General features: G+C 34.9%; 10 protein-coding genes and 1 other annotated feature. Of the genes, 4 read left to right on the top strand and 6 right to left on the bottom strand.

The window, feature by feature from the left end; translation table 11 throughout:
- Positions 1-19: 19 nt before the first annotated feature.
- Positions 20-1,327 carry an amino acid permease gene (locus tag AC0GLR_RS01470; protein ID WP_495605399.1) on the bottom strand — a complete coding sequence of 436 codons (1,308 nt, stop codon included), beginning with the start codon at positions 1,325-1,327 and terminating at the stop codon, positions 20-22.
- A gap of 291 nt (positions 1,328-1,618) precedes the next feature.
- Here AC0GLR_RS01470 and AC0GLR_RS01465 point away from each other — a divergent pair, with 291 nt between their 5' ends.
- Positions 1,619-2,482: a methylenetetrahydrofolate reductase gene (locus tag AC0GLR_RS01465; RefSeq protein WP_495605053.1), complete on the top strand. Its 864-nt coding sequence runs from the start codon at positions 1,619-1,621 to the stop codon at positions 2,480-2,482.
- Between the two features lie 49 nt (positions 2,483-2,531).
- Here the strand turns inward: AC0GLR_RS01465 and AC0GLR_RS01460 are convergent, their stop codons facing one another.
- The 4 genes from AC0GLR_RS01460 to adhP form a co-directional block, all read right to left on the bottom strand.
- The gene (locus AC0GLR_RS01460) at positions 2,532-3,332 is read right to left on the bottom strand and encodes a 2-keto-4-pentenoate hydratase (RefSeq protein ID WP_495605052.1); all 801 of its coding nucleotides are present in this window, start codon (positions 3,330-3,332) and stop codon (positions 2,532-2,534) included.
- Between the two features lie 180 nt (positions 3,333-3,512).
- Positions 3,513-3,751: a binding site (T-box leader), on the bottom strand.
- Between the two features lie 83 nt (positions 3,752-3,834).
- Positions 3,835-4,695 (bottom strand): glycosyltransferase family 8 protein, encoded by an 861-nt coding sequence (locus AC0GLR_RS01455; protein ID WP_495605051.1) that lies wholly within the window; start codon positions 4,693-4,695, stop codon positions 3,835-3,837.
- A gap of 94 nt (positions 4,696-4,789) precedes the next feature.
- Positions 4,790-7,426 carry a bifunctional acetaldehyde-CoA/alcohol dehydrogenase gene (gene adhE, locus AC0GLR_RS01450; RefSeq protein WP_495605050.1) on the bottom strand — a complete coding sequence of 879 codons (2,637 nt, stop codon included), beginning with the start codon at positions 7,424-7,426 and terminating at the stop codon, positions 4,790-4,792.
- A 259-nt stretch (positions 7,427-7,685) separates the two neighbouring features.
- Positions 7,686-8,717 (bottom strand): alcohol dehydrogenase AdhP, encoded by a 1,032-nt coding sequence (adhP, locus tag AC0GLR_RS01445; protein WP_495605049.1) that lies wholly within the window; start codon positions 8,715-8,717, stop codon positions 7,686-7,688.
- A gap of 394 nt (positions 8,718-9,111) precedes the next feature.
- Here adhP and AC0GLR_RS01440 point away from each other — a divergent pair, with 394 nt between their 5' ends.
- Both AC0GLR_RS01440 and glsA read left to right on the top strand, forming a co-directional pair.
- Complete coding sequence (locus tag AC0GLR_RS01440; protein ID WP_495605398.1) at positions 9,112-10,488, top strand: amino acid permease; 1,377 nt, start codon at positions 9,112-9,114, stop codon at positions 10,486-10,488.
- A gap of 13 nt (positions 10,489-10,501) precedes the next feature.
- On the top strand, positions 10,502-11,434 hold the full coding sequence (gene glsA / locus AC0GLR_RS01435) for a glutaminase A (protein WP_495605048.1): 933 nt from the start codon (positions 10,502-10,504) through the stop codon (positions 11,432-11,434).
- Between the two features lie 67 nt (positions 11,435-11,501).
- Here glsA and AC0GLR_RS01430 read toward each other — a convergent pair whose 3' ends face one another.
- Entirely contained in the window at positions 11,502-12,416 is a 915-nt protein-coding gene (locus AC0GLR_RS01430; RefSeq protein ID WP_495605047.1) for a metal ABC transporter solute-binding protein, Zn/Mn family, read from the bottom strand.
- A gap of 120 nt (positions 12,417-12,536) precedes the next feature.
- Here AC0GLR_RS01430 and AC0GLR_RS01425 point away from each other — a divergent pair, with 120 nt between their 5' ends.
- Positions 12,537-13,166: a TetR/AcrR family transcriptional regulator gene (locus AC0GLR_RS01425; RefSeq protein ID WP_495605046.1), complete on the top strand. Its 630-nt coding sequence runs from the start codon at positions 12,537-12,539 to the stop codon at positions 13,164-13,166.
- Positions 13,167-13,258 lie beyond the last annotated feature (92 nt).

Here is a 13,258-nt window from a genome sequence, read left to right as displayed (position 1 = left end):
TAACGATCCTTTTGTTTAATTAATTTAATTTTTGTTTCTTCTTTTTATCCCAAATTACATATCCAACAATCAAAGCAGCAAAGAAAATCACTGTTGCAATTACTGAAATCCTAGTTTCAAAGTTAAACATTAAAGTCACCAAGACAGCGAGGTAAAAAATAATGGTTGCATAACTAGAATATGGGAAGAATGGCATTTTAAATGTGTCTAACGGATTGCCAGCCGTTTTCTTATATTGAATATGAGTAATCATAATAATAATCCAAACAAAGATGAAGCTAATAGTAGCAACTCCTGTAATCAAAACGAAAATTTTACTTGGGTAGAAGTAGTTCAACAATACAATTCCTAAGAAAACCATTGAGGAAACTAAGATACCCACGTATGGAACGTTATTACGTGATAACTTAGCAAATGATTTAGGAGCTTGTCCGTTTTTACCCAAGATGAAGAGCGTTCTTGAAGTAGAGAAAATTGCTGAGTTCGCAGCTGATAATGCCGACGTCAAAACAACAAAGTTAATGATATTAGCAGCATAGCTAATCCCTAATCCAGAGAAAACTTGTACAAAGGGTGATTGATTAGGATTAATTTGATTCCAAGGGTAAACTGACATAATCACAATCATTGATCCAATATAAAACAATAGAATTCTTACTGGAACCGAATTAATTGCTTTAGGAATATCTTTTTGTGGATTCTTAGTTTCTCCAGCAGTCAAGCCAACCATTTCAATTCCTGTAAAGGCAAAGATTACCATTGGGAAAGCAAGAATAAATCCAACTGCACCAGTCGCAAAGAAACCACCATGATCAACCAAGTTTGCTAATGAAGCAGTGTTCCCCTGCGTATGGAAACCAACTGCAATCATTCCGACACCAGCAACAATCAAAGCTAAAATAGCAAAAATCTTAATACTAGAAAATGCTGATTCTAGTTCACCAAACCAGGCAACATTAATTAAGTTAAATGCCACTAGAATTGCAACTACAATTAACGGAGTAACCCATTGCGGCAGTTGTGGGAACCAAAATCGCAAATAAATCCCAGAAGCAGTTAAATCTGCCATGGCCAAACTGGCCCAACTTAGCCAATAAGCCCACCCAATCGCAAATTCCCATCGATCACCTAAATATTCTCGTACAAAATCAATGAAAGAATGTAATTTGGTGTTTGATAATAATAATTCACCAACGGCACGCATCATTAAATATGAAAAAAGTCCAGTAATTAAATATGCAAGAATTAATGCAGGCCCAGCAGATTTGATGGCCGTCCCAGAACCCAAAAACAATCCGGTTCCAATTGCTCCCCCAATCGCTATCATTTGAACATGTCGCGAAGTTAAACCTCTTGATAAATCTTTATCATCCTGCTTTGTTTGATCTTTTTCTGTCACTAATATCACACCTTTCTAAAAAGAAAATGTCTGCGTTTCAAATCAAATCAATTTGGCGTCAAGACATTTCTATGATTAATTATTAAAGTTTCCTTAACTTAAGCAAATACAATACTATCAATTTTATAGTATAACGTCAACTGTTCTGCTAACAACCTAATTTAACATTTTATCAAGTATAATATTTTTATAGAAGTCACTAAATCATTAGGAGTTATTATGAATAGCCAAAATCTTTTTCAATCAAAACCAGTTTTTTCCTTAGAAGTTTTTCCACCACAAGTACAATTAAATAATGAAGAATTTAATGAGAAATTAGCGATTATTAAAGACATCAATCCTGATTTCATTTCAGTAACCTTTGACGCTGGCGGACAAATCAATAATCAAAACCCACTCAAAATTGCGGACTTAATTCAACAAAAACTACACGTTCCGGCTATGGCTCACATTACCGGCTTATATCAATCGCAATCACAATTATTAAAACAACTATTACAATTAAAGCAACATCATATTACAAAAGTTCTTGCTCTACGTGGAGACTATCGACCCGGATACCAACAACTAGGCGATTTCAAACATGCAGATGAACTAGTTGCTTTTATTAAGAATCACGGCGATTTTGAGATTGCTGGGGCTTGTTATCCACAAAGTCATCCAGAAGCAAAAGACACAGAAACAGAAATGTACTATTTAAAACAGAAAATTAATGCCGGATTAAGTTGTTTGATTAGTCAAATGGTATTTGATAACGAAAATTTTTATCACTTTCGAAAACAATTAGCAGAAAATCAAATCCAAATCCCAATCGAAGTAGGAATTATGCCTTGTACTAGTCAAAATCAATTACAAAAAATCACTCACTTAACTGGAAAACCACTGCCTAACAAACTAATAAATCTAATGAACCGTTATCAATCTAATCCAAGCTCAATGCGTCAAGCTGGAATTGAATTTGCTGTACAGCAGATAATTGATTTAGGTAATCATCACGTTACCGGGATTCATTTATTTACCATGAATGATGTCGAAGCTGCCAAATCAATTTGGGATGCAACTCAAACTATCTTTAAACTATAAAAAAACTATCAGACTTTTTAGTTTGATAGTTTTCTTATAATTAAGTATTTTAACGATTTACCTGAACCGTTACCACACCTAAACCATTATCAAAATTAGCCTTCCAAGTTCCCGATGTTAATGATTCAGGCAATAGAAAGGTCCCGCTAGAAACCCGTTGTCCAGATTCTAATGGTGTTCCTTGTTCATCTAATTTTTTAACCAGCCATTGTAGTGATTTCAAAGGATTACCTAGTACTTCTGATGATTGTCCTTTTTTCAAAAGCTTTTCATCATGAACTAAGTCTGCATTTACGTTTTCTAAATCCTCGACTTTTTTAAAGACCTCATCAGTATCAACTTCATCACCATGAACCACATAACCACCAACTGCTCCATCTGCCATCACCAGGTTTTTGGGTAATTTTGGAAACCATTCTTTAAATCTAGCATCTGGCACTTCAATTGCTGGTGCTACCTTTGTTTTATGCAACAAATCTACTAAAGAATCATCACTCGTTAAAGGTTCTTTGGCGGTAAACATTAATTCAACTTCTGCTAACGGATCCATTAGTTGTTCTTTGGATAGTTCAACACCAGAGGGGACAAAATGTTCTTCTACCTGTGCTCCATATAAAGGAGAATCTGAATCAAACATATCCTGAGTTTCTTTACTTGTTAATGAGACTTTATAGCCACCGACATTTTTATTTTTCAATTCCATCACGCGGCGTTGGACTCGATAAGCAGCTTCATCATCTTTTACTAATTTCTGTACGTCCTGCATGTTTAAAGGCTCCTTGGTTTGGTATGCCTTAAAAAGTAATTCTGCTAGTTGTTCTTCATTTTGATTTAATCTTTTTTCTGTCATTGTGGGTTCCTCCAATATTGTTAGTAGTAAACCCGCTTTTTAAAGTAAGGCGGGTTAAAAGCGTATCTTATAATCTGAATGGGACTAATATCTCCTTGATCACTAATTGCTTCCATTTTCCCACCTCCTTTTTTATTTATCATTAATACAAAAAGACGCCCCTAATAATCCAATTGGATTATTAAGGGCGTCTAAAACGCGGTACCACCTTTTTTATGATTTCAATATGAAACCACCTCATACATACGGCACTTATTGCGATATGCTGACACGATAATGGGTGTACCCAATGTAATCTACTCTAATAATTTCGACGCATAACTCGGAGCTGATAATCTTCTATCTGAATCAACTACTTCTCACTAGCCAGTAGCTCTCTGAATCATCATGATATTTGATGTGCTCGTCATCGTTTTTAAATGAATTAATGATTGTTATTAAGTTACTCCAACTTATTTAAGTTGTCAACACAAAAATGAAAATACTAACCCAATAATTTTTATTATTTATTGTTTGCTTCAATCATAAAATTAGCAAAACGATAAATTAATTGATTTTTAGCAGCAAAATAATACTTGCGAAGTGGATGTAAATGATTGTTACGGCTAATCCAAGGTTTATCAAAACAATTATAGTGGATAATAACTGGATGATTGATGGCCTCAGCTTCACTAGCTCTTCTTTCAACAATTGGATTAAAGCCGTTTTCCCGCCGTACTAAATGGGTTTGTAAATTATACTTGGGGTCAAGACGTTCCCAGTCACCATCAACGACTGCATTTAAAGCATCTTGATCTTGATACTTTAATAACTCAGGTTCATCGTTAGCAATTTTTCGAGAACGCTGTGAAATTTGTTCTTGATTCCATTTTTTAACATCAATCAATAATAAACCAGAATTAAAATAACGTCCCGATTCTTCACTAACTCCCATTTCTTTCAAACGATTAACATATCCTGAATCCTCTGCTGCCCCAAAGGCGTGTCCGTGCAAATCAGTTTGCCAAAGTTTTTCAAGATTGCCGCAACAAATCATATCTGCATCTAAATACAAAATCCGAGGAACGTCTACTTCAAGAGGTATTTCGATTCGATAGTAAGCGTTAATTTTAATATCACTATCAGGAGAATTAATATTAGCATTTTGGTATCGAGCTGATAACGGCTCAAGAAACTTAATCTGATGACAATTTGGATAAATAATCTGAATTGATTGTAATAAATTAATACTTTGCTGAGAAAGTTTTTCTTTGACAATATAAAAATCAAATTCCGATTTTTGATTGTTTTCCAAGATTGACGCATATTCAACGGCCAATGGAATTGCCATATTATTATCAGTAGTAGAAGCAATTGAAATCATATATCGTACCCCATTTCTAAAAATTATTAAAAGATAAAAGACACCGCCAACTTCATTAAGCAATGAGATGGCGATGTCTTTTAAAATTATTTAATTAAACTTCCTTATCTTTCTCTGTTTCAACTCCAACACCTTCATACTCATCAAGAATCATCTTCTTTAAATCAGCAATGAGAGGTTCTTTAGGGTTAGCAGTTGTACATTGATCAGCGTAAGCAAGTTCTGCCAAGTGTTGCGCAGCTGCTTCAAGATCTTGTTTGTCAACTCCTTGACTCTTCAAGCTGAGCGTTACTCCAACTGAATGTGCCAAGTCGATAAATTTCTTAACTAATGCTTCTTTCAATTCCTCATTAGTGTTACCAGGTAATCCTAGGTAACGAGCAATATCTGCATAATCTTGATCAGCTCTAAATGATTCATATTTAGGCCAAGTAGCAATCTTCTTAGGCTGCTTGAAGTTATAACGAATAACATGAGGCAAGGTAATTGCAATTGCAAGACCATGAGTAATTCCGAATTGTCCACCAATTTTATGAGCAATTGAGTGAGTAATTCCTAAGAAAGCATTAGCAAATGCCATTCCGGCAATGGTTGAAGCAGTATGCATCTTGTCACGTGCTTCCATATTGCCGTTATAAGAATCAGTCAAGTTGTCAAAAATCATTTTGATTGCTTGTAATGACAATGGACGAGTGTAATCAGATGCCATTACTGAAACATATGATTCAATTGCATGTGTCAAAGCATCTAATCCAGAAGCCGCAATGGTTCCCTTTGGAACTGTTTGTACAAATTGAGGATCAATGATAGCTACATCAGGAGTTAAAGCATAATCAGCTAATGGATATTTAACGTGAAGTTTTGAATCTGTAATAACTGAGAATGGTGTTACTTCTGAACCAGTACCTGAAGTACTTGGAATAGCAACCATTTGTGATTTATTAGCCTTATCAAAGCGGTAAGCTCGTTTTCTGATATCCAAGAATTTTTGTTTTGCTCCAAAGAAATCAGTTTCTGGGTTTTCATAAATTAACCACATCATCTTAGCAGCATCAAGTGGAGATCCCCCTCCAAGTGCAATAATGGTATCAGGCTTAAATGCTTTCATTTGAGCAACTCCGGCATTAACTGTGTCCGTAGTTGGTTCCCCATGGATATCATCAAAGATGTAGTATTGAACACCATCTGGTCTAGCATTTAATTCATCTAAAACTTTGTCAACGTAGTGATATTTAACCATTGAAGGACTAGTAACAATGAAAGCCTTCTTGATATCTGGCATATCTTTAAGGTAACGAACAGAGTTCTTTTCGAAGTAAATCTTAGGTAATTTAATCCATTGCATATTATTTCTTCTCTTTGCGATAGTTTTGATATTTAACAAGTCATAATCAGTAACGTTATGTGAAATTGAGTTTCGACCCCATGATCCAGTCCCAAGTGTTAAGGAAGGTGTCATGTTGTTATAAAGATTTCCAACTCCACCTAACCCAGCTGGTGAGTTAACCAGAACTCGAGAAGCTTTAACAGCTACCCCAAAGTCGATAGCTAACTGATCATTACTAGTTTGAATAGCAGCAGTATGACCTAAACCACCATAGTTCAATAATTTGGATACAATCTCAAAAGCATCTTTATGATCTTTTGATTTGTAAACTGAAATTACAGGAGAAAGTTTTTCACCAGACATTGGGTATTTAGGACCAATTCCTGTCATTTCAACAGCTAACACCTGAGTATCCTTAGGAATTTTAATGCCAGCCATATCAGCAATTTGTTGTGCAGTGGCTCCAGCAATCGGACCTTTAACACTCAAACGAGTACTATCAAACATTGCATCAGTTAATTTTTGTTTTTCATCATCAGGAACGAAGTAAACTCGATTTAACTCTAATTGTTCTTTAACGTCCTTGTAGATTGATTCATCAATAACCGCACTATTTTCAGTAGCACAGATCATTCCGTTATCAAAGGTCTTTGAAAGCACCAAATCATTTACGGCACGAGGAATATTAGCTGTTTCTTCGATGTAAACAGGACCATTACCAGGACCAACACCTAAAGCAGGTTTACCACTGGAATAAGCAGCTTTAACTAAACCAGGACCACCAGTAGCTAAAGTACATGCAACTCCTGGGTTTTGAATCAAGGCGTTGGTTGCTTCACGACTTGGTTCAGTAATCCATTGAATAGCATCTTTAGGAGCACCAGCGGCAACCGCAGCATCACGCATAATTTCAGCTGCCTTGATTGATGATTTTAAAGCTTGTGGATGCAAACTAAAAATAATTGCGTTTCTTGTCTTCATTGAAATAATTGACTTAAATAAAGTCGTTGAAGTTGGATTGGTAACGGGAGTGATTCCGGCTAAAACACCAAGTGGTTCAGCCACTTTGATTAAATCATCTTCTGAGTTTTCTTCAATCACACCAACAGTTTTATCGTTGCGGATATCATGCCAGATTTCTTCGGTTGCAAAAAGGTTTTTAATTGCTTTATCTTCGGCAACCCCACGTCCGGTTTCTTCGTAGGCCATCTTACCAAGCATTTGATGAGCATTAACCCCTGCAATTACCATTGCGTGAGTAATATTATCAACTTTTTCTTGGTCAAAGTTACTCATTTCGTCTAAGGCGACATGAGCCTTTTCAACCATTGTATTAATATTGTTTTTTATTTCTTCTACATTTGGTTGTTGCTTTGCTGCACTTGCTTGTTTCTTTTCTGTCATAATTTAACCCTCCGGTCATTAGGCATTTGTTATCTTATTCACATACTTATAATAACATATCAGTTTGAGAACGCAATCATTTTGTTTAGTTTTTATTTAAATTTTGTTTTTGCCGTTTTAACGGCTTTTATAACTATATAAATCAATTAAAATTATCAAAAAGATAATTGTTACCAATTACACATATTCTATATTATGATGTTAAAAAAGAACCCTTTCAAACCGAAATAATCCGATTGAAAAGGTTCAAAAATTAACTTTATTTTTCATCACCAGTAAAATCAAAAACTACTCGTCCTACAATTTTACCTGCTTTCATTTCATCAATTACTTTATTAATATTTTCTAGTTTATCAGTTCTAACGATTGGTTTAAGGTCACCAGCAGCACCAAAATCAAATGTTTCACGAAGATCTTGTCTAGTTCCAACTAATGAACCAGCAACTTTAATTCCATCTAAAACTGTTTTATCAATGTTAAGTGCCATATCACCTTTTGGAAGTGCAACCGCAACTAACGTACCATTTGGTTCCAATGAATTAACAGCATTAGTAAATGCTGGAGCACTAACAGCAGTTACGATAGCATCGTGAACTCCGCCATTTGTACCTTTAATAATTTGTTCCGTAGCATCGTCATCGTGACGGTTAACCACTAAATCAGCTCCATTATCTTTAGCAGCTTGTAATTTTTTGGGATCTCCGTCGGTTACTACTACTTTAGCACCAAAAACATTTTTAGCTAATTGAACGGCAAGATTTCCTAAACCACCAGCACCAACTACTTCAACCCATTCACCCGGTTTGGTGTCACCTTCTTTTAATGCTTTATAAGTGGTAACACCAGCACAAGTTAATGAAGTTGCTTGAACTGGATCTAATTCTTCAGGAACCTTAACGGCATATTTAGCATCAACGATACATTCTTCTGCCATAGCACCATCAACAGTGAAACCAGCATTTTTAACGTTTCGGCATAAAGTTTCATTTCCAGTTACACAGTACTTACAAGTCCCATCTGCTGAGTAGAACCAAGCGATAGAAACACGATCGCCAATTTTTAAATTATCAACATCTTTACCTAGTTGAGTAACACGTCCGACACCTTCATGTCCGATAATTCTACCAGGAACTTTACCAAAATCACCTGAAGCAACGTGCAAGTCAGTATGACAAAGTCCACAATATTCAACTTTAACCAATGCTTCATTATCTTTGATGGGTCTTAATTTAACATCCTTAACATCAACATACCCATCTGAATCAGGTCTTACAACTGCAGCTTTAACCATAACAAGTAACCCCCATAATTGTTTTACTCAAATATTTATCTTCATTGTTATATTAACGTTCATTCTTTCACATGTCAATTATAAAGAGACTTGTTTTGGCTGATGGTTCGCGAAAGAAAGCGATTGCAAAATTTAATTGCAGCTTGCTATTTTAGAATAAAACAGACTCCATAAATCCATTTTCATAATTGCTGATATTTAATTTTTCTTCAATTTGTATTATTCTAAAGTTGGGAAAATTAATAATATTTTTAGCCCTATTATTTATTGCTACATATTTAGGAGGACGTTTTTAATGAATACTTCTCAAAGTAATTCACACTTGCCAAAATCTTCCGATGAATTAAGGAATCGAACGCCCGTTCATTACCTTTCTTTTTTTGGATTTTTGTCAATGACCATTTCGATGGTTGTAGCACTTTATGAATATCCGACTTTTGCCACTGCTGGATTAAGTTTAGTGTTCTTCCTATTATTAGGAGGATTTTTATGGTTCATTCCAGTAGCTCTTTGTGCTGCGGAATTTGCTACCATTCCTGGTTGGGAAACCGGTGGTGTCTACACGTGGGTCAGCGGGACATTAGGACGCCGCTGGGGCTTTGCCGCTATTTTCTTCCAGTGGTTTGAAATTACAGTTGGTTATTTGACCATGCTGTACTTTTTAACCGGAGCTTTATCATACGTAACTGGTATTTCAGCAATTCAAGATAACAAATACGTTAAATTAATTACTTTATTGGTTATCTTTTGGGGAGTGTTGTTAACTCAATTACGAGGATCAAAATATACTGCTACGATTGCCAAAATCGGTTTTGCAGTTGGAATCTTGCTTCCTGCTATTGTGCTTTTCGGATTAGGTTTCCACTATGTCTTAGCTGGTGGTCAAATTCATACTCCAATTTCGCTTCATGCGCTTATTCCTGATTTTTCTAAGCTCTCAACTTTAGTAGTTTTCGTTTCCTTCATCTTAGCCTACATGGGTGTTGAAACATCTGCTAGTCACGCGAATGCTTTGAAAAATCCGCGAAAAGAATATCCAACTGCAATGTTCGTCTTAGTTATCTTAGCCATTATTTTAGATACCTTAGGTGGATTGACAGTTGCTGTAACCATTCCACAAAAAGGACTCTCTTTAAATACCGGAGTTTTACAATCTTTTGATATTTTATTAAGTAACATTAATCCCGGATTAGTTTGGATTGCCCGCATTATTGCACTTTTGATTTGTTTAGGAGTGATTGGCGAAATTGCTTCATGGGTAACTTCACCTTCTAAAGCTTTACATGTTGCTGCTGTTGATGGTTTATTACCTAAATATTTCCGTTACGAAAACAAAGAACAAGTTCCAGTTCATTTAGTCGTTGCTAACGGAATTGTGGCAACTATTTGGGCAGTAGTTTTTACTCTTTCGGGAGGCGGCTCGAACTTAGCCTTTTTAATCGCTCTTTCATTAACTGTTGTAATTTACCTAATGTTATATTTCCTATTTTTTATTGGTTATCTTAAAATGGTTATTAACGATGCTCTTCACAAAAATGATCACAGCAAGAAGGAGCGCAGTTATGAGGTCCCAGGCGGAATTGTTGGAAAAGTTCTTGTTTCTGGAGTTGGACTATTAACTTCAATTTTTGCCTTTGTAATCTCATTCGTACCACCAGCAAGTATTGCTGCCAATCAACACGGAATCTATGAAGTTAGTTTAATAATTTCATTCTTGATTGTTTTATCAATTCCATTTACGATTTACGCATTTAGAAAACATTTTAATTAAGGAGTAAATTAACATGAATCAAACAGAATTAGATCAATTAGTTGAAAAAAACTTTAAATATTATAAAGATGGTCATGTAGCTGATTATATTCCCGCTTTAGGACGTGTAAATCCTAAACAATTGGGTGTAGCACTTTATGATATTAAAAATAACGCTCAAATGTCTGCCGGACAGTCCAATGTTCGTTTTGCCATTGAAAGCATTTCAAAAGTTCCTGTTTTACTTTTAGCAATTAAAGATCGTGGTATGAAAGCTGTTTTTGAAGCAGTGGGAGCCGAACCAACTGGATTTGCTTTTAACTCGATTTTGAATATGGAAATCAATCATTTAAAACATCCGATGAACCCCTTTGTAAATGCTGGGGCTTTAATGACATCATCATTAGTTAAAGGTGATACTGACGAAGAACGTTTTAGTCGGATTTTAAGTTTCATGCAGGAATTAATGAATGATGACGATATTACTTTAGATGATGAAATTTACGAATCAGAACACGCTACTTGTAGTATCAATCGTTCCCTTGCTTACTACGAACTTGGCAATAACATGTTCCCATTTGATAAAGATGTTGAAGAAATCATTGATGTTTATTGTAAACAATGTTCAATCTTGGTAACTGCTGAAGATCTATCTCGTTTAGGGGCACTGCTCGCTAACAATGGTGTAGCTCCTTGGAGTGGTAAGCGTTTAATCAGTCAAGAAGCTGCTACTATTACAAAATCCATCATGACGACTGCTGGTCTTTATAACCAATCTGGAGATTACTCATTCCATGTGGGAGTTCCATCTAAATCTGGTGTTGGTGGTGGTTTAATGGTTGCTAGTCCCCAAAAATATGGAATTGGTACCTTCAGTCCTGCTTTAGACAAAGATGGTAATAGTGTCGCTGGGATTCACTTATTGACCGATTTAGTGCGTGATTTAAACTTAAATATTTTTGAATAAATCTTAAAAAGACAGTCTAAGGTGATTTTTATATCACTTGTAGACTGTCTTTTTGTTTGAGTTTAATTTATTTATTCATTTCCTGTTGCTGAATTTTAAGGACTTGAGAATAAGCATTGTCCATCCACTCTAAATAATTTTTATCAGCTGGGATTGTTTCAGTAACTTTTACAACTGGAACATCATGTTGGTTAGCTAGATCCACTAATTGTTTTACCATTTTGCTATCTGCCTGGGTATTATCAACAAAGAAAGCAATCCGATGCTTAGTAATATCATCTTTAATTTTTTTGATACTTTTTGGCGACGGATCAACTTCTTTTTCAGTTGCATTCGCAAATTCGGGGTTATTCACCTGATATCCCATATAGTTCAGAGCATCGTCAAAAACCGGTTCACTTACATCTACCTTCTTATTTAAATTGTTTTGGGCTAAATTATTTTTAGCAGTATCAGCCTGTTTTTTCACTTTGTTATATTTTTGTAAGTATTTAGCCCCATTTTCATGGAAATACTTTTTATTATGAGGCTGACGAGCACTGTACACATTTTCTAATTCATGAACTAATTTTTCGGCAGTTTCAGGATCATACCAAAGATGTTCATTATCACCATCTTTTTTGTGCATAATTTTACCAACATCCACTACTGTAGTGTCATCATTGCCATTTTTAAGTAACTTATTCATCCAATTATCATAACCAATCCCATTTTCAACTACGACATCCGCCCCTGATACTTGATTAGCGTCACCAATAGAAGGCTCAAAGTCATGCGGATCACCACTACCTTTAATAATTGGTTTTACGGTTCCTTTATCTCCTAAAACCGATTTGGCAATTTGTCCATAAAAATTAGTAGACGTTACAACTGATATCTTATGATCTTTCTTTTCAGTAGTAGCTTGTTTCCCACATCCTACTAATATAACACCACAACATAAAACTAAGAATACCATGATTCTTCGGCTTACCTTTGTCATCTCCAATTTTTCCTCCTATAATTGACATATATCTTTTTTATCAAAATTATTTAACAATATCGCTTAATTAATATAACACTGTTATTTAAAAATATGCAACTCTTAAATGGAGGAATTTTCATGGCTAACATTCGTAATCAGGATCAAACTCACAAACAACTGCTTGATGCCGGATTTCAAGCCTTTTTAAAAAATGGTTTCGATAATACCAAAATTCGGGAAATCTGTCGTGATGCTAATCGAACTACTGGTTCTTTTTATCAGCATTTTAAATCAAAAGCTAAGATATTAGATGAAATTTTAGATCCATTTTTACACCAGCTTGATGCTGAATATAACGAACAATTTAAAATTGGAATGCACAAAATCAAACAACAAAACGTCCAACAAGTGTGGCAACAAAATATTTTGAACATGAATGGAATTATTCAAACCCTGAATGCCAATCCTAAGTATAAAGAACTAATCTTATTTAAAGCTGATGGATCCAAATACGACCGATTGTCAGAACTTTTAACCAAATACTTTACCCAAAAAATAATTATTGCTATTGATACGATGCAGGAACGCAGTATCATCCCCATTAATTTTAAATTTAATTACCAAGAATTACACTTTCACGTATTTGCTTTTTATGCGACGTTTGTTGACATTCTCAAACACCAATACAGTGAATCAGAAACTATTATGTTGTGTAATAATCTTTATACCTTTTTTTATCCTGGTTGGGCAACCTGGCTAGAAATTTAATTGCATTTTAATAACATTGTTATTTTATTTCAAAAAATCAAAAGTTAAATTCAACCTTTTACCCTCAGACCGTGTTAAAATCTACTTGTAAA

Source organism: Fructilactobacillus sp. YLN 2412 (assembly GCF_059488745.1).
This window is presented reverse-complemented; position numbering and strand designations above follow the sequence as displayed.